Source organism: Streptococcus suis, from assembly GCF_029616525.1.
In the GTDB taxonomy this organism is placed as follows: domain Bacteria; phylum Bacillota; class Bacilli; order Lactobacillales; family Streptococcaceae; genus Streptococcus; species Streptococcus suis_AF.
The window spans coordinates 1-17,175 of record NZ_JANFME010000029.1; the positions used below are offsets into that span (position 1 = coordinate 1).

13 protein-coding genes, 8 tRNA genes and 1 pseudogene are annotated in these 17,175 nt (G+C 44.9%); all 22 read left to right on the forward strand.

From position 1 onward, the window contains the following. Positions 1-28: 28 nt before the first annotated feature. The 22 genes and pseudogenes from NOL38_RS09500 to purH all read left to right on the forward strand — a co-directional run bounded on the left by NOL38_RS09500 (position 29) and on the right by purH (position 17,036). Positions 29-102, forward strand: a tRNA-Pro gene (locus tag NOL38_RS09500). 12 nt (positions 103-114) lie between these two features. Beyond that, a tRNA-Met gene (locus NOL38_RS09505) sits at positions 115-188 on the forward strand. Between the two features lie 16 nt (positions 189-204). After that, positions 205-278 (forward strand) — tRNA-Ile (locus NOL38_RS09510). A 6-nt stretch (positions 279-284) separates the two neighbouring features. Continuing rightward, positions 285-374 (forward strand) — tRNA-Ser (locus NOL38_RS09515). Positions 375-384: 10 nt separating this feature from the next. Further along, positions 385-458 (forward strand) — tRNA-Met (locus tag NOL38_RS09520). Between the two features lie 15 nt (positions 459-473). Next, positions 474-546, forward strand: a tRNA-Phe gene (locus NOL38_RS09525). 31 nt (positions 547-577) lie between these two features. Beyond that, positions 578-651 (forward strand) — tRNA-Ile (locus tag NOL38_RS09530). A gap of 12 nt (positions 652-663) precedes the next feature. Further along, positions 664-751, forward strand: a tRNA-Ser gene (locus NOL38_RS09535). Positions 752-810: 59 nt separating this feature from the next. Next, positions 811-1,647 (forward strand): rod shape-determining protein MreC, encoded by an 837-nt coding sequence (gene mreC, locus NOL38_RS09540; RefSeq protein WP_277942020.1) that lies wholly within the window; start codon positions 811-813, stop codon positions 1,645-1,647. Between the two features lies 1 nt (position 1,648). Continuing rightward, complete coding sequence (gene mreD, locus NOL38_RS09545) at positions 1,649-2,152, forward strand: rod shape-determining protein MreD (protein ID WP_228381042.1); 504 nt, start codon at positions 1,649-1,651, stop codon at positions 2,150-2,152. Positions 2,153-2,236: 84 nt separating this feature from the next. Beyond that, on the forward strand, positions 2,237-3,484 hold the full coding sequence (gene pcsB / locus NOL38_RS09550) for a peptidoglycan hydrolase PcsB (RefSeq protein ID WP_277942021.1): 1,248 nt from the start codon (positions 2,237-2,239) through the stop codon (positions 3,482-3,484). 129 nt (positions 3,485-3,613) lie between these two features. Continuing rightward, positions 3,614-4,582 carry a ribose-phosphate diphosphokinase gene (locus NOL38_RS09555; RefSeq protein ID WP_277942022.1) on the forward strand — a complete coding sequence of 323 codons (969 nt, stop codon included), beginning with the start codon at positions 3,614-3,616 and terminating at the stop codon, positions 4,580-4,582. 86 nt (positions 4,583-4,668) lie between these two features. Next, on the forward strand, positions 4,669-5,847 hold the full coding sequence (locus tag NOL38_RS09560) for a pyridoxal phosphate-dependent aminotransferase (protein WP_277942023.1): 1,179 nt from the start codon (positions 4,669-4,671) through the stop codon (positions 5,845-5,847). Further along, the gene (gene recO, locus NOL38_RS09565; RefSeq protein WP_014637252.1) at positions 5,834-6,616 is read left to right on the forward strand and encodes a DNA repair protein RecO; all 783 of its coding nucleotides are present in this window, start codon (positions 5,834-5,836) and stop codon (positions 6,614-6,616) included. Before NOL38_RS09560 ends, recO begins: the two co-directional genes overlap by 14 nt. Further along, complete coding sequence (gene plsX / locus NOL38_RS09570; protein WP_277942024.1) at positions 6,613-7,620, forward strand: phosphate acyltransferase PlsX; 1,008 nt, start codon at positions 6,613-6,615, stop codon at positions 7,618-7,620. Before recO ends, plsX begins: the two co-directional genes overlap by 4 nt. A 4-nt stretch (positions 7,621-7,624) precedes the next feature. Continuing rightward, positions 7,625-7,861: pseudogene (locus NOL38_RS09575) on the forward strand (phosphopantetheine-binding protein); the annotation flags it as partial. Positions 7,862-7,978: 117 nt separating this feature from the next. After that, on the forward strand, positions 7,979-8,686 hold the full coding sequence (purC, locus tag NOL38_RS09580) for a phosphoribosylaminoimidazolesuccinocarboxamide synthase (protein ID WP_277942025.1): 708 nt from the start codon (positions 7,979-7,981) through the stop codon (positions 8,684-8,686). A gap of 12 nt (positions 8,687-8,698) precedes the next feature. Then, positions 8,699-12,418, forward strand: coding sequence for a phosphoribosylformylglycinamidine synthase (locus NOL38_RS09585; protein WP_277942026.1), 3,720 nt, complete (start codon positions 8,699-8,701; stop codon positions 12,416-12,418). 2 nt (positions 12,419-12,420) lie between these two features. Then, positions 12,421-13,875 carry an amidophosphoribosyltransferase gene (purF, locus tag NOL38_RS09590; RefSeq protein WP_277942027.1) on the forward strand — a complete coding sequence of 485 codons (1,455 nt, stop codon included), beginning with the start codon at positions 12,421-12,423 and terminating at the stop codon, positions 13,873-13,875. Positions 13,876-13,908: 33 nt separating this feature from the next. Then, complete coding sequence (gene purM, locus NOL38_RS09595) at positions 13,909-14,931, forward strand: phosphoribosylformylglycinamidine cyclo-ligase (RefSeq protein WP_277942028.1); 1,023 nt, start codon at positions 13,909-13,911, stop codon at positions 14,929-14,931. Then, the gene (gene purN, locus NOL38_RS09600; RefSeq protein ID WP_277942029.1) at positions 14,928-15,479 is read left to right on the forward strand and encodes a phosphoribosylglycinamide formyltransferase; all 552 of its coding nucleotides are present in this window, start codon (positions 14,928-14,930) and stop codon (positions 15,477-15,479) included. The genes purM and purN overlap by 4 nt, the downstream gene beginning before the upstream one ends. A gap of 9 nt (positions 15,480-15,488) precedes the next feature. Continuing rightward, positions 15,489-17,036, forward strand: coding sequence for a bifunctional phosphoribosylaminoimidazolecarboxamide formyltransferase/IMP cyclohydrolase (gene purH / locus NOL38_RS09605; RefSeq protein ID WP_277942030.1), 1,548 nt, complete (start codon positions 15,489-15,491; stop codon positions 17,034-17,036). The last annotated feature ends 139 nt before the right edge of the window (positions 17,037-17,175 follow it).

Consider the following 17,175-nt stretch of genomic DNA (forward strand, 5'->3'; position numbering starts at 1 on the left):
GTTAGGGGAGCTTTATTTTTAATAGTATCGGGAAGTAGCTCAGCTTGGTAGAGTACTTGGTTTGGGACCAAGGTGTCGCAGGTTCGAATCCTGTCTTCCCGATTATATTATTTTGGCGGTGTAGCTCAGCTGGCTAGAGCGTCCGGTTCATACCCGGGAGGTCGGGGGTTCGATCCCCTTCGCCGCTATATACTCTTGTTTGCTGGACCTTTAGCTCAGCTGGTTAGAGCTCTCGGCTCATAACCGAGCGGTCGTAGGTTCAAGTCCTACAAGGTCCATATATTGGAGGATTACCCAAGTCTGGCTGAAGGGAACGGTCTTGAAAACCGTCAGGCGTGTAAAAGCGTGCGTGGGTTCGAATCCCACATCCTCCTTTTCTACTACCGCGGGATGGAGCAGCTAGGTAGCTCGTCGGGCTCATAACCCGAAGGTCGTAGGTTCAAATCCTGCTCCCGCAATTTCTTTAAGAATTTGGCTCGGTAGCTCAGTTGGTAGAGCAATGGATTGAAGCTCCATGTGTCGGCGGTTCGATTCCGTCTCGCGCCATTAATTTAACTTTGTCCAAGTTTATTATCTTGGGCGCGTAGCTCAGATGGTTAGAGCGCACGCCTGATAAGCGTGAGGTCGGTGGTTCGATTCCACTCGTGCCCATATTATATTGATGGAGAATTACTCAAGAGGCTGAAGAGGACGGTTTGCTAAATCGTTAGGTCGGGTAACTGGCGCAAGGGTTCGAATCCCTTATTCTCCGTAGTGAACGAGATTATCGCTTGATATTCTCGTTTTATTGTATCTTGGTGAGGGTCTATTATGAATAAATTTTCAAAATTAGTAGTAGTTGTTTCTATCTTTTTATTACTGTCATTTTCTCTTTTGTTTGTGACATTCTCTAAGGGGTTACAGGTACCATATTTAAATAATATCGTTGGGGTTGTTGTAACGCCAATTCAATCGGTTATTTCAGTACCTACTAGATTTTTTTCTGAGCAGAAAGATGTCTTGACAGATTTGATGAACGCTTACGAGGAAAATAAACAATTAAAGGAAGCTATTATGAGCCTTGAAGGGATGGCTGCTGAAAATACTAGCTTGAAAGAAGAGAATGCATCGCTTCGTAGTAGTTTAGGTGTGGTATCTGATTTTCCTGAAAAACAACTTATTCCGGGATCAGTTTTAGTGAGGACTCCTTCATCGTGGTCGGAGCATATTTCAATTAATATTGGTGAGACTAGTGGTGTGACATCTAATGCACTTGTGGTTGCTAATGGTGGATTAGTTGGCATCGTGAGTTCATTGAGTTCAGATTCGGCGGTTGTTACCTTATTTACGAATTCGGATGAATTCACGAAGTTGCCTGTGAAAATTTCTGTCGATTCTAAAGAAATTTATGGTATTTTATCGGGCTATGATGCAGATACAAATAGTTTTATCATTAATCAGTTGAACTCAGCTGATGAAATTGCAGTGGGTAGCAATGTTGTAACGAGTGATTTGGCTGGTGCGACTCCGGCAAATGTCCAAATTGGTAAAGTTTTATCGGTTAAATCAAATAGTAACAGTTTAAATAAAGAAGTATATGTTGAGCCGACAGCTAGTTTTTCAAACATTTATTCGGTTTTAGTGGTAGGTCAAACAAATGCGCAATAAAATGATAGAAATATTCATGTTTCCCATCTTGTTCTTTATTTTATTACTTGATGGACAGATTTCAACGTTGGTAACAAATTGGTCGGTCGGATTATTTACTATTTCAAGTCATTTGGTACTTATGTTAGCTATTTTTTATGCTAACTATGTATCTCTTGGTTTTTCATTATTCATATTTACTTTGCTAGGTTTGGTATATGATATTAGTTATCTTAATCTGATTGGTATTGCTACTACAACTCTTCCTTTAGTTTTGTATTGCATCTATTTCTTCTTTCAAGGTGCTGTCAGCAAGCGAGGAATTAATATTTTGATTTTACTAGTAGCTATTTTTCAATTTGAATTTATTAGTTACTCATTTGCTCGCATTTTTCATATAACAAACTTGTCTGTGTTTATCTTTGTTTTTAATAAATTACTTCCAAGTCTACTATTCAATTTGGCCTTATTTTTCGTACTACAACCGTTATTTGAGCGTTTATTTGGAATAACAAACAAGACATAGAAATGTAATAATTGCGTAATATACTTACGCAATTTTTTTGATAAAATGAGAGAGTCAGAAAGTATAGAGGAGTTATGTTCGGATATGAAGAAAAAAATCTTGGCTACAATTATGTTAAGTACAGTCGTTCTATCTAATGCTAATTATGTAGCTGTGGTTAGTGCGAATGATGTAGATAGTCAGATTGCAGCAAAAAATCAACAGATTAGTGAGTTGACAGCACAACAAGCTGAAGCTCAACAACAAGTTGATGCTATTCAAGGACAAGTTGATGAAATTGTTAGTGAACAGGCGAAATTAACAGAAGAAAATACTCGTTTGGAAGCAGAATCGCAGACATTGGCGGCAGATATTGAGCGTTTGTCAGCTGATATTGTGTCACGTGATGGTGCTTTAAAGGAGCAGGCGCGTAGTGCTCAAGTTGATGGCTCTGCTTCAAGTTATATTAATACAATTTTAGATTCAAAATCAATCGTTGATGCTGTTTCTCGTGTTAATGCAATGCGTGAGATTGTTTCAGCTAATAACCGTATGTTGGAACAACAAAAAGCTGATAAGGAAGCAATTGTTGAAAAACAAAAGGCAAACCAAGAGGCAATCACTACTTTGGCAGCTAATCGCCAAAAATTGGAAGATGACGCCCAAGTATTGCAAGTGCGTCAGGCTGAATTGGAAGCTGCTAAGTTAAATTTGGCTGTGCAGAAAGCTACTGCTGAAGATGAGAAAAATTCATTGTTGGCGCAAAAGGCAGCTGCAGAAGAAGCAGCTCGTCAAGCGGCAGCTCGTCAAGCGGAGTATCAAGCACAACAGGCAGCTCTAGCACAGCAACAAGTAGCCTCAGTATCAGCACCAGTCGTGTCAATGCCAGTAGAAACTACAGTGACTGAAACGGTTGCAGCCCCTACTCAGACAGTATCACAATCTACACCAACGGTAAGCACACCTACAACGTCTACATCATCAGGTTCAGGTAGTTCAGCGGCAGCAAATAATGCGCGTTATGACGCTTCATCATACCCAGTTGGTGAGTGTACTTGGGGAGTTAAGTCTCAAGTTTCATGGGTTGGCCCATACTGGGGTAATGCTAATCAGTGGGTAGCTTCAGCTCGAGCTGAAGGATTCAGCGTTGGTACAACGCCACAAGTTGGTGCAGTTGCTGTTTGGGTAGGTGGAACGTATGGTCACGTTGCTTTAGTAACAGCAGTTGAAAGTTCTACAAACATCCAGGTTTCTGAATCAAACTATATGGGTCGTCGTTATATTGGTAACCACCGTGGTTGGTTTAATCCTACAACAACATCTGAGGGTGCGGTTTACTATATTTATCCATAATATTTTATCCTTGGTTTATCCAAGGATTTTTTATATTAAAATCTTGATGATACCGAATCTTTCATTTTTGTTTGAAAATTGATTCAAAAAGCGTTAAAATAGTTAAGTAGAAAAATTTAGGAGGCTATCATGGCGTTTACCGACTTAAAGTTGTTTGCACTATCGTCCAATCAACAATTAGCTGAGAAGGTTGCAAAGAAAATTGGTATTCCCTTAGGGAAATCAAGTGTCCGTCAATTCTCTGATGGTGAGATTCAAGTGAATATTGAAGAATCAATTCGTGGTACACATGTATTCATTCTTCAGTCTACTAGCTCTCCAGTGAATGACAATTTAATGGAAATTTTGATTATGGTTGATGCTCTAAAACGTGCATCTGCTGAATCAGTAAACGTTGTAATGCCTTACTATGGCTATGCACGTCAGGATCGTAAAGCTCGTGCTCGTGAGCCAATCACTTCAAAATTAGTTGCCAATATGTTACAAACAGCGGGAGTCAATCGTTTGTTGACAATTGATTTGCATGCTGCGCAGATTCAGGGATTCTTCGATATTCCTGTTGATCATTTGATGGGTGCTCCATTGATTGCGGATTATTTTGAGCGTCGTGGTATGGTAGGTGATGGCTATGTTGTTGTATCACCTGACCATGGTGGTGTAACACGTGCTCGTAAATTAGCTCAGTTCTTAAAAACACCGATCGCGATTATTGATAAGCGTCGTAGTGTTGATAAGATGAATACATCTGAGGTGATGAATATTATCGGTGACATTGAAGGTAAAACTTGTATCTTGATTGATGATATGATTGATACTGCGGGTACCATCTGTCATGCAGCGGATGCTTTGGCAGATGCAGGGGCAACAGCTGTTTATGCTTCATGTACGCACCCAGTATTGTCAGGTCCTGCTATGGATAACATTAGTAAGTCAGCAATTAAGAAATTGGTTGTTCTTGATACAATTGAAATTGCAGAAGATCGCTTAATTGATAAAATCGAACATATTTCAACGGCAGAATTATTAGCGGAAGCGATTATTCGTATTCATGAAAAACGTCCTTTGTCACCTTTGTTTGAGGCAAGTCGTGTTAAATAGGTATGAGAAGAGTCAAATGACTCTTCTTTTTTACATTTATTTTCAAAATGTATTATAATAGTTTTATATGTTTTTGAGGTGGCAAAATGGATTTATTAAATCGTTTTAATAAGAATTTGAATCGGATTGAGGTTTCGATGATTCGTCAGTTTGATCAGTCTATTTCGGATGTTCCAGGGATTTTGAAACTGACCTTGGGAGAGCCTGATTTTACAACGCCAGACCATGTAAAAGAAGCAGCTAAGGCTGCTATTGATGCTAACAAGAGTTATTATACTGGTATGGCTGGTCTTTTGGAGTTGCGTCAGGCTGCAGCTGAGTTTGTGGCTGAAAAATATAATTTACACTACAATCCAGAAAATGAAATCCTCTCTACAATCGGTGCGACAGAAGCGCTATCAGCGAGTTTAGTTGCTATTTTAGAGGCTGGGGATACAGTTCTTCTGCCTGCCCCTGCCTATCCTGGTTATGAACCGATTGTCAATATGGTGGGAGCAGACATCGTTGAAATCGATACAACGGCAAATGATTTTGTTTTGACACCTGAGATGTTGGAAGAGGCGATTATTGAGCAGGGGGAAAAGCTAAAAGCTGTCATTCTCAACTATCCTGCCAATCCAACGGGAGTGACCTACTCACGTGAGCAGATTCAGGCCTTTGCGGATGTCTTGCGTAAGTATCCTGTCTTTGTCCTATCAGATGAGGTATATGCGGAGTTGACTTACACTGGTCAGCCTCATACTTCGATTGCGGAGTTTTTGCCAGAACAGACCATTTTGATTCAGGGCTTGTCCAAGTCCCATGCCATGACAGGTTGGCGGATTGGCTTGATTATGAGTCAGGCTCCGATTATCGCACAAATCATCAAGAGCCACCAATATCTCGTGACAGCGGCCTCAACTGCTATGCAGTATGGTGCGGTTGAGGCCTTGAAAAATGGTAAGGATGATGCTCTTCCGATGCGGGCGGAGTACGTCAAGCGTAGGGATTACATCATCGAGAAGATGACGGACTTGGGCTTTAAAATTATCAAGCCTGATGGAGCATTTTATATCTTTGCAAAAATCCCTGCGGGTTACAATCAAGATTCCTTTAGCTTCTTGCAAGACTTTGCGAGAAAGAAAGCGGTGGCCTTTATTCCAGGTGCGGCCTTTGGTCAATATGGAGAAGGCTATGTGCGACTTTCCTACGCAGCAAGTATGGAGAAGATTCAAACAGCCATGGCTCGTTTGAAGGAATATCTAGAAGAAAATGGAACGAATTGAAACCAGGGGATTAGTCCTATATAATCGGAATTTTCGAGAGGATGACAAGCTGGTCAAGATTTTTACGGAGAAGGCTGGCAAGCGAATGTTTTTCGTGAAACATGCCTCTAAATCCAAGCTGGTAGCTTCTATCCAGCCTTTGACCTATGCGGATTTTATCGTTAAAATCAATGATGATGGTCTGTCTTATATCGAAGATTTTCATCAGGTACAGCCCTTTAAGAATATTAACGGTGATATTTTCAAGCTTAGCTATGCTACCTATATCTTGGCCTTGGCCGATGCGGCCTTGCAGGACAAGGTCTATGACCCAGCTCTCTTTGCTTTTTTGGTCAAGACCTTGGACTTGATGGAGTCAGGTTTGGACTACGAAGTTCTGACCAATATCTTTGAAATTCAGCTCTTGGGTCGATTTGGGATCAGTCTGAATTTTCACGAGTGTGCTTTTTGTCATCGGGTTGGCTTGCCTTTTGACTATTCCTACAAGTACAGTGGTGTCTTGTGTCCGCAACACTATCAACAAGATGAGCGACGGGCTTATCTGGATCCCAATGTTCCCTATCTACTTGATCAATTTCAGGCTATTTCCTTTGATGAGCTGGAAACCATTTCCATCAAGCCTGAGATGAAGCGAAAATTACGGCTTTTTATTGACCAGCTGTACGAGGAATATGTGGGGATTCACTTGAAATCCAAGAAATTTATAGATGATTTGTCTTCTTGGGGGCAGATTATGAAACCAAGAACAGAAAATGAGGAAACAGAATGAAACGTATTGCAGTAGATGCTATGGGTGGGGACCACGCCCCTCAGGCAGTGGTAGAAGGTGTCAATCAAGCCTTGGCTGCCTTTCCAGACATTGAAATTCAACTTTATGGTAATGAGGCTAAAATCAAGCAGTATTTGACAGCGACAGAGCGTGTCAGCATTGTTCATACCACGGAGAAAATCAATTCAGATGATGAGCCTGTCAAGGCGATTCGTCGTAAGAAAGAAGCTTCGATGGTCCTAGCGACCAAGGCTGTCAAGGATGGTCGGGCAGATGCGGTCTTGTCAGCTGGAAATACGGGAGCTCTTTTGGCGGCAGGCGTCTTTGTCGTCGGTCGCATCAAGAACATCGACCGTCCTGGTCTTATGTCCACTCTTCCTACTATGGACGGTAAGGGATTTGATATGATGGATTTGGGGGCAAATGCTGAAAATACAGCTCATCACCTCTATCAGTATGGTATTCTTGGCTCATTTTACGCGGAGCACGTGCGTGGTGTCAAACAACCTCGTGTGGGACTTTTGAACAACGGTACGGAAGATACCAAGGGCACGCCAGTTCACCAAGAAGCCTATAAACTCTTGGCGGAAGACAAGTCAATCAACTTTATCGGCAATGTGGAGGCGCGTGAGTTGCTTAACAGTGTGGCGGATGTGGTCGTGACGGATGGTTTCACGGGAAACGCTGTGCTGAAAACAGTTGAAGGGACTGCAAAATCCATCGTTGGTCAGTTGACTGGCTCAATCAAGAATGGCGGTCTGCGTGCTAAATTGGGAGGCTTGCTGGTCAAACCAACCTTGAAAAAGGCCTTGGGGGCTATGGACTATAAAACTGCAGGTGGTGCTGTCTTGCTTGGTCTGAAAGCACCTGTCATCAAGGCACACGGATCCAGCGATGCCCAGTCGATTTTCTATACGATTAAGCAGACGCGTTCGATTTTGGAGGCTGGCATTGTTGAAAAATCAGTGGCCAAATTTTCAGTAGTGGAGGAGAGTCATGACTAGATAGCAGGTCTATCAGCGGGTTGTTGAATTAATTCAGGATGAAAAGGGAGAAGATTTTCAAGTTCAACCTGAATCTACTTTGGCAGATAATATTGCAGCAGATTCAGTAGAAATCATGGAATTTGTTCTTAATTTGGAGGATGAATTTCATGTAGATGTCCCAGATGCTGCTATTGAGCATTTTGAGGTCCTATCTGATATTGTTGATTTTATTTATGAAGAAGTAAAAAAACGTTCGTAGTTTACGGGCGTTTTTCTTTGTTTTTTCCTAAATAACCGTAAATTTGTTGTAAACGCGAATATTGTGTGTTAGAATAAACGAAAAGACTAGAATATTTTACGAAAGGCGAACATTCTCATGAAAACAGACCTTCTCTATTCAGGAAAAGCCAAAGACATCTACGCTACGGCTGACAGCGACCAGATTGTTGCGGTTTATAAGGATCAGGCAACAGCTTTTAATGGTGGTAAGAAAGAACAGATTGTGGGCAAGGGCCGGCTCAACAATCTGATTTCGTCCTTAATTTTTGAAAAGTTGAATGAAGCTGGCGTCAAGACGCATTTTATCAAGCGTTTGTCGGATATGGAGCAGTTGAATAAGAAGGTGGAGATTATTCCTCTCGAGGTGGTTTTGCGAAATGTGACAGCTGGGTCTTTCTCAAAACGCTTTGGGGTGGAAGAAGGGATTGTATTAGCTACTCCAATCGTGGAATTTTACTATAAAAAAGATGAGTTGGACGATCCTTTTATCAACGATGAACATATTGCCTTTCTAGAACTGGCTAGTCAGGACCAAATCGCCTATATCAAGGAAGAAACAAGACGAATCAATGGGTTCTTGAAGGACTTGTTTACTCAGATTGGGATGACTTTGGTGGACTTCAAGCTAGAATTTGGGGTTGACTCGTCTGGTCAGATTTTATTGGCGGATGAGTTTTCTCCTGATAATTGTCGTTTGTGGGATGCAGATGGCAACCATCTCGACAAGGATGTTTTCCGTCGGGGTCTCGGGGAGTTGACCGAGGTTTACGAGGTCGTATTGGCAAAATTACAGGAAGTGAAATAAGGATTGGAAGATATGGCAAAGCGGATTTTTGTTGAGAAGAAGGCAGCATTTCAGATCAAGGCGGAGGCTCTTCGTAAGGAGTTGACTCATAATTTGCAGTTGACAAGCCTGTCAAGTTTGCGGTTAGTGCAGGTTTACGATGTCTTCAATCTTGAGGAGGACTTGTTAGAGCAGGCCATCAAGCATATCTTTACAGAGCAGGTGACGGACAAGGTTTTGTCGGATGAAGAATTAGGTCTGGAAGGTGCAGTTTATTTTGCTATTGAGGCTTTGCCTGGGCAGTTTGACCAGCGGGCTGCCAGCAGTCAGGAGGCCCTTCTCTTATTGGGCAGTCGTCAGGAGGTGCGTGTCAATACAGGTCAGCTCTATATCTTGAATGGCGATGTGCGGGAAGAAGAGTTAGCTGCTATCAAGAATTATTTGCTTAATCCTGTGGATTCGCGATTCAAGGATATGGACGCTCCTTTGGTAGCCCAGGAGTTTTCGGTGTCAGATACGACTATTCCGACCTTGGACTTTTTTGATAGCTACGGGGCAGAGGAATTTGCGTCTTACAAGCGTGAGGCTGGTTTGGCTATGGAAGTGGAAGACCTGCTCTTCATTCAGGATTACTTCAAGTCAATCGGTCGAGTGCCAACTGAGACAGAACTCAAGGTCTTGGATACTTATTGGAGTGACCACTGCCGCCATACGACATTTGAGACAGAACTTAGGTCTATTGACTTTTCAGCTTCAAAATTCCACAAGCAATTGCAGGCGACTTATGACAAGTACCTGGCGATGCGGACAGAATTAGGTCGGACAGATAAGCCACAGACATTGATGGATATGGCGACGATTTTTGGTCGTTATGAGCGGGCCAATGGTCGTCTGGATGACATGGAAGTGTCAGATGAAATCAATGCCTGCTCGGTGGAAATCGAAGTAGATGTGGATGGCGTGAAAGAGCCATGGCTCCTCATGTTCAAGAATGAAACCCATAATCACCCAACAGAAATCGAGCCTTTTGGTGGTGCCGCAACCTGTATCGGTGGAGCCATTCGTGATCCTTTGTCAGGTCGTTCTTATGTTTATCAAGCCATGCGGATTTCAGGTGCGGGCGATATCACCCAGCCTTTGACAGCGACTCGCCCAGGGAAATTGCCACAACAAATCATTTCAAAAACAGCGGCACATGGTTATTCTTCATACGGTAACCAAATCGGTTTGGCGACAACTTACGTGCGTGAGTATTTCCACCCAGGCTTTGTCGCAAAACGTATGGAACTGGGTGCCGTAGTCGGTGCTGCTCCCAAGGAAAATGTGGTCCGTGAAAAACCAGTCGCAGGCGATGTGGTCATTCTACTCGGTGGCAAAACAGGTCGCGACGGTATCGGTGGGGCAACAGGCTCGTCCAAGGTACAGACAGTCGAGTCTGTGGAAACAGCTGGTGCGGAAGTCCAAAAAGGAAATGCTATTGAAGAGCGTAAAATCCAACGCTTGTTCCGAAATGGCGACGTCACTCGTCTCATTAAAAAATCCAATGACTTCGGTGCAGGAGGTGTCTGCGTAGCCATTGGAGAACTGGCAGACGGTCTTGAAATTGATTTGGATAAGGTTCCACTCAAGTATGCAGGCTTAAACGGAACGGAAATTGCCATTTCCGAATCACAGGAGCGGATGAGTGTGGTTGTCCGTCCAGAGGACGTAGACACCTTTATCGTAGCCTGCCGTGAGGAAAATATCCATGCGGTTGTCGTAGCCAAAGTGACTGAAAAACCAAACCTAGTCATGACATGGAATGGACAAACCATTGTTGATTTGGAGCGTTCCTTCCTTGATACCAACGGTGTGCGCGTGGTGGTGGATGCCAAAGTGGTTGACAGTTCTGTCAAGCTACCAGAAACACGTAGAACTTCCGCTGAAACGCTACAGGAGGACTTGAAAGACCTTCTATCAGACCTCAACCATGCTAGTCAAAAAGGTTTGCAGACCATTTTCGACTCATCTGTTGGGCGTTCAACCGTCACCCACCCACTCGGAGGTCGCCACCAGTTGACTCCGACAGAAAGTTCGGTGCAGAAGTTGCCTGTCCAGCACGGTGTGACGACCACGGCTTCTGTCATGGCTCAGGGCTATCATCCTTATCTAGCAGACTGGTCTCCTTATCATGCTGCAGCTTATGCGGTCATCGAAGCGACAGCTCGCTTGGTGGCAACAGGTGCCAACTGGTCCAAGGCTCGCTTCTCCTACCAGGAGTATTTCCAGCGAATGGATAAGCAGGCAGAGCGTTTTGGTCAGCCAGTAGCAGCACTTCTGGGATCTATCGAGGCTCAGATTCAGCTTGGCTTGCCGTCTATCGGTGGCAAGGACTCCATGTCTGGTACCTTTGAGGACTTGATAGTTCCACCGACCCTGGTTGCCTTTGGTGTGACCACGGCAGACAGTCGCAAGGTTCTCTCGCCTGAGTTCAAGGCGGCTGGTGAGCACATCTATTACCTACCAGGCCAAGTCTTGTCAGAAGACATTGATTTTGCCTTGATCAAGTCTAATTTTGAGACTTTTGAAAAATGGCAGAGCGATTATGCGATTACGGCTGCTAGTGCAGTCAAGTATGGAGGAGTTCTAGAAAGTCTAGCCCTTATGTCCTTTGGTAACCAAGTCGGAGCAAGAGTTGAGCTTGCAGACCTTGAAACCAGCTTGACAGGTCAACTTGGTGGCTTTGTCTTCACATCGCAAGAAGACATTCCAGATGCTGTGAAGATTGGACAAACCACCACAGACTTTACACTTCTTGTCAACGGTGTCAACCTGGCTGGACTAGACTTGCAGGTAGCCTTTGAAGGCAAACTAGAAGAAGTTTATCCAACAGAATTTGAACAGGATACAGAACTACAAGAAGTTCCAGCTCTTGCCAGTGTTTCAGTTGTGCAAGCCAAGGAAACCGTTGAAGTGCCTGTAGTTTACATTCCAGTTTTCCCAGGTACCAACTCAGAATACGACTCCGCCAAAGCCTTTGAACAGGCTGGTGCAAAAGTCAATCTTGTTCCATTTGTGACCTTGGATGCAGAGAGCATTGAACAGTCTGTGGACACCATGGTTGACAATATTGACAAGGCCAACATTCTCTTCTTCGCAGGTGGATTCTCCGCTGCGGATGAACCAGACGGGTCTGCTAAGTTTATCGTGACTATCTTACGAAACGCCAAGGTCCGCTCTGCTATTGACCGTTTCATCGAAAAAGGTGGCCTCATCATCGGTATCTGTAATGGCTTCCAGGCCCTTGTCAAATCGGGCTTGCTACCTTATGGAAACTTTGAGGAGGCGGGTGAAAGCAGTCCGACCCTCTTCTACAACGATGCCAACCAACACGTTGCTAAAATGGTGGAAACGCGGATTGCTAATGTCAACTCACCGTGGTTGGCAGGTGTCCAAGTCGGTGACATTCACGCTATCCCAGTTTCACACGGGGAAGGAAAATTTGTCGTGACGGATGAAGAATTCGCTGTCTTGCGGGACAATGGGCAGATTTTCAGCCAATACGTTGACTTTACTGGTCAGCCAAGCATGGATTCTAAGTACAATCCAAATGGATCCAGCCATGCTATTGAAGGTATTACCAGTCGCAACGGACAAATCATCGGGAAAATGGGGCATTCGGAGCGTTACGAGGACGGTCTTTTCCAAAACATTCCAGGTAAGAAAGACCAAGGACTCTTTGTCTCAGCAGTTCGCTATTTTACAGGAAAATAAATATGACATACGAAGTTAAATCACTCAACGAAGAATGCGGTGTTTTCGGCATTTGGGGACATCCGCAGGCTGCTCAGGTGACCTATTTTGGTCTGCATAGCTTGCAGCACCGTGGGCAAGAAGGGGCAGGGATTTTGGCCAATGATGGTGGGCATTTACGTCGCCATCGCGGAACAGGCCTGATTGCAGAAGTCTTTAAAAATCCAGCAGATTTAGAAGCCTTGACAGGAACGGCTGCTATTGGTCATGTCCGCTATGCAACTTCAGGCTCTGCTTCTATCAACAATATCCAGCCCTTCCTCTTTGACTTTGCAGATATGCAGGTGGGTTTGGCTCATAATGGGAATTTAACCAACGCGGCCAGCTTGAAGGCTGAACTGGAAAAAAATGGTTCCATTTTCTCTTCTTCTTCTGACACTGAAATTCTCATGCACTTGATTCGTCGCAGTCACAATCCAGACTTTATGGGAAAAATCAAGGAAGCCCTCAATACTGTTAAAGGTGGCTTTGCTTACCTGATTATGCTGGAAGACAAATTGGTTGCTGCCTTGGACCCTAACGGTTTCCGTCCACTTTCAATTGGAAAGATGAAAAATGGTGCCTGGGTTGTTGCTAGTGAAACCTGCGCCTTTGAAGTAGTAGGTGCTGAGTGGGTTCGTGATGTGGAGCCTGGTGAAATTGTCGTCATTGATGATTCAGGAATTCAATATGATAGCTATACAAGAGATACGCAACTGGCTGTTTGCTCTATGGAGTATGTCTATTTTGCTCGCCCAGATTCGGTTATTCATGGAGTCAATGTCCACACGGCTCGTAAAAATATGGGTCGTCGTTTGGCCCAGGAATTTCAACATGAAGCAGATATCGTGGTTGGTGTGCCAAACTCCTCACTATCTGCGGCTATGGGATTTGCAGAGGAATCTGGTTTGCCAAATGAAATGGGGCTAATTAAAAACCAATATACCCAGCGGACCTTTATTCAACCAACCCAGGAATTGCGGGAGCAGGGTGTGCGCATGAAGTTGTCAGCCGTTTCAAGTGTTGTCAAAGGCAAGCGCGTGGTCATGATTGACGACTCTATTGTTCGCGGTACAACTAGCCGCCGCATTGTCCAGCTTCTTCGTGATGCAGGGGCAAAAGAAGTCCATGTGGCTATCGGCAGCCCAGAACTCAAGTATCCGTGTTTCTATGGTATTGATATTCAGACCCGTCGGGAGCTAATTTCAGCCAACCATACCGTTGAGGAAGTCTGTGAGATTATTGGGGCAGATAGTCTGACCTACCTTTCTCTTGAGGGGATGATTGAAGCCATCGGCATCGAAACCGATGCGCCAAAAGGCGGGCTCTGTGTAGCCTACTTTGACGGAGAATTTCCAACGCCTCTCTATGACTATGAGGAAGAATACCTTCGTAGCCTAGAAGAGAAAACGAGTTTCTACATTGAAAATGTCAAGTAAGTTATGTAACATTTCACGAAGAAAGGACCCAAGATGACAAATAAAAATGCATATGCCCAATCGGGTGTTGACGTCGAAGCTGGCTACGAAGTGGTTGAGCGGATTAAGAAACACGTTGCTCGGACAGAACGTTTGGGCGTTATGGGAGCTCTCGGTGGTTTTGGCGGGATGTTTGACCTGACCAAGCTGGATGTCAAAGAGCCAGTCTTGGTATCTGGGACAGACGGTGTGGGCACCAAGCTCATGCTGGCGATTCAGTACGACAAGCACGACACGATTGGTCAGGACTGCGTGGCTATGTGTGTCAACGACATTATCGCAGCAGGTGCAGAGCCGCTTTACTTCCTTGACTACATTGCGACTGGAAAAAATGAGCCAGCCAAGCTGGAGCAGGTAGTAGCAGGTGTGGCTGAAGGTTGTGTCCAAGCTGGTTGCGGATTGATTGGCGGTGAAACGGCTGAAATGCCTGGTATGTACGGCGAGGATGACTATGACCTGGCTGGCTTTGCTGTCGGCATTGCGGAGAAATCCCAGATTATCGACGGTAGTAAGGTCCAGGAAGGAGACATTCTCCTTGGCCTGGCTTCCAGTGGTATCCACTCCAACGGTTATTCCCTTGTTCGTCGCGTGTTTGTGGATCTTGCTGGCGACGCTCTGTTGCCAGAGCTCAATGGCAGAGCTCTTAAGGAAGTCCTCCTAGAGCCTACCCGTATCTATGTCCAGCAGGTGTTGCCTCTGGTAAAAGCAGGGCTGGTCAACGGCATTGCCCATATCACAGGTGGCGGATTTATCGAAAATGTGCCTCGTATGTTTGCTGACAACCTTGCAGCTGAAATTGAAGAAGATAAGATTCCAGTCCTCCCAATCTTTACGGCCCTTGAAAAATACGGAAAGATCAAACATGAAGAAATGTTTGAAATCTTCAATATGGGTATCGGATTGGTCCTGGCAGTCAGTCCAGACAAGGTTGACAGTGTCTGTCAACTAGTTGATGAGGAAGTTTACACCATTGGTCGCATCATCGCCAAGGAAGACAAGAGTGTGGTCATCAAATGAAACGAATAGCAGTGTTTGCATCAGGCAACGGCTCCAATTTCCAAGTCATCGCAGAACAGTTTGAAGTAGCTTTTGTCTTTTCAGACCGCAGAAATGCCTATGTCTTGGAACGAGCTGAAAAACTTGGCATGCCAGCCTTTACATTTGAACTCAAAGAGTTTTCAGATAAGCAGACCTACGAAGAAGCCATTATCCAACTCTTAGACCAGCACCAGATTGACTTGGTGGTCTTGGCAGGCTATATGAAGATTGTGGGACCAACCCTGCTGGCTCAGTATGAAGATCGGATCATCAATATCCACCCCGCCTACTTGCCAGAATTTCCAGGAGCCCATGGAATTGAAGACGCTTGGAATGCAGGTGTGGCAGAAAGTGGCGTGACAGTCCATTGGGTTGACGGCGGTATTGACACAGGACAAATCATCAAACAAGTCCGAGTGCCAAGATTGGCCGATGATACCCTGGAAACCTTTGAAGGAAGAATACATGAAGCGGAGTACCAACTCTATCCAGCAGTTTTGGAGGAGTTGGGGGCAGTGAAAAAATAAGGAGAAATCATGACAAAACGTGCGTTAATTAGCGTATCCGACAAGGCAGGCATTGTAGAGTTTGCCCAAGAATTGACCAAGTTTGGTTGGGAAATTATCTCGACAGGAGGTACAAAGGTTGCCTTGGATCAGGCTGGTGTATCTACCATTGCCATTGACGACGTGACTGGTTTTCCTGAGATGATGGACGGCCGTGTTAAGACGCTTCATCCGAAAATACACGGTGGTTTGTTAGCACGTCGGGATTTGGACAGCCACCTACAAGCAGCCAGCGACCATGAAATAGGCTTGATTGACTTGGTAGTGGTTAACCTTTATCCCTTCAAAGAGACCATTTTGCGTCCAGATGTGACCTACGACTTGGCGGTGGAGAACATCGATATCGGCGGACCGTCCATGCTTCGTTCTGCGGCCAAGAACCACGCCAGCGTAACCGTTGTGGTGGATCCAGCGGATTATCCGACGGTTTTAGGGGAAATTGCAGAGCAGGGTCAGACGACCTACCCAACGCGTCAGCGATTGGCTGCCAAGGTTTTCCGTCATACCGCAGCCTACGACGCCCTGATTGCAGACTACTTTACCAAGCAAGTTGGTGAAGACAAGCCTGAAAAACTCACCATTACCTACGACCTCAATCAGCCCATGCGTTACGGTGAAAATCCCCAGCAAAATGCGGATTTCTACCAAAATGCCCTGCCAACAGACTATTCTATTGCAGCTGCTAAACAGCTAAACGGTAAGGAATTGTCCTTCAATAATATTCGAGATGCGGATGCGGCCATTCGGATTATCCGTGATTTCAAGGACCATCCAACTGTTGTGGCTCTCAAACACATGAACCCTTGCGGTATCGGGCAGGCAGAAACCATTGAAGAGGCTTGGGATTATGCTTATAAAGCTGACCCAGTATCGATTTTCGGAGGCATTGTTGTGCTGAACAGGGAAGTGGATGCTGCGACGGCTGAAAAGATGCACCCGATTTTCTTAGAAATCATTATCGCACCGGGCTACTCGGCAGAAGCGCTAGCTATTTTGACCAATAAAAAGAAAAATCTTCGGATTTTGGAGTTGGCCTTTGACGCACAGGATGCGAGCGAAGTGGAAAAAGAGTTCACAGGTGTTGTCGGCGGGCTCTTGGTGCAGGATCAGGACGTGGTGGTGGAAAGCCCAGCGGACTGGCAGGTGGTGACCGAGCGTCAACCGTCCGAGCAAGAGTGGGCGGCTATGGAATTCGCTTGGAAGTCCTCCAAGTACGTCAAGTCCAACGGCATCATCATCACCAATGACAAGATGACCTTGGGCGTGGGACCGGGGCAAACCAACCGTGTGGCGTCCGTCCGTATCGCTATTGAGCAAGCCAAAGATCGTTTGGAGGGAGCCGTTTTGGCGTCGGACGCCTTCTTCCCCTTTGCTGATAACGTGGAAGAAATCGCAGCGGCAGGCATCAAGGCTATCATCCAGCCAGGAGGCTCTGTTCGCGACCAAGACTCCATTGACTTGGCCAATAAGTACGGCTTGACTATGGTCTTTACAGGAGTCAGACATTTTAGACATTGAGAATTTGGAGAAAGAGGAACATCTAATAATTGTGGCTCTTTGTCAACTGTAGTGGGTAGATGAAAAGCTAACACCTAGAGATGACGAACTTCGTTCTCTCTTTCTTTATGTTCAAAGCAATCAAAATCCGTTTTTTAAA

Coding starts and splice junctions, on each gene's coding strand:
- mreC (WP_277942020.1), top strand. CDS start 811: ATGAATAAATTTTCAAAATTAGTAGTAGTTGTTTCTATCTTTTTATTA.
- mreD (WP_228381042.1), top strand. CDS start 1,649: ATGATAGAAATATTCATGTTTCCCATCTTGTTCTTTATTTTATTACTT.
- pcsB (WP_277942021.1), top strand. CDS start 2,237: ATGAAGAAAAAAATCTTGGCTACAATTATGTTAAGTACAGTCGTTCTA.
- NOL38_RS09555 (WP_277942022.1), top strand. CDS start 3,614: ATGGCGTTTACCGACTTAAAGTTGTTTGCACTATCGTCCAATCAACAA.
- NOL38_RS09560 (WP_277942023.1), top strand. CDS start 4,669: ATGGATTTATTAAATCGTTTTAATAAGAATTTGAATCGGATTGAGGTT.
- recO (WP_014637252.1), top strand. CDS start 5,834: ATGGAACGAATTGAAACCAGGGGATTAGTCCTATATAATCGGAATTTT.
- plsX (WP_277942024.1), top strand. CDS start 6,613: ATGAAACGTATTGCAGTAGATGCTATGGGTGGGGACCACGCCCCTCAG.
- purC (WP_277942025.1), top strand. CDS start 7,979: ATGAAAACAGACCTTCTCTATTCAGGAAAAGCCAAAGACATCTACGCT.
- NOL38_RS09585 (WP_277942026.1), top strand. CDS start 8,699: ATGGCAAAGCGGATTTTTGTTGAGAAGAAGGCAGCATTTCAGATCAAG.
- purF (WP_277942027.1), top strand. CDS start 12,421: ATGACATACGAAGTTAAATCACTCAACGAAGAATGCGGTGTTTTCGGC.
- purM (WP_277942028.1), top strand. CDS start 13,909: ATGACAAATAAAAATGCATATGCCCAATCGGGTGTTGACGTCGAAGCT.
- purN (WP_277942029.1), top strand. CDS start 14,928: ATGAAACGAATAGCAGTGTTTGCATCAGGCAACGGCTCCAATTTCCAA.
- purH (WP_277942030.1), top strand. CDS start 15,489: ATGACAAAACGTGCGTTAATTAGCGTATCCGACAAGGCAGGCATTGTA.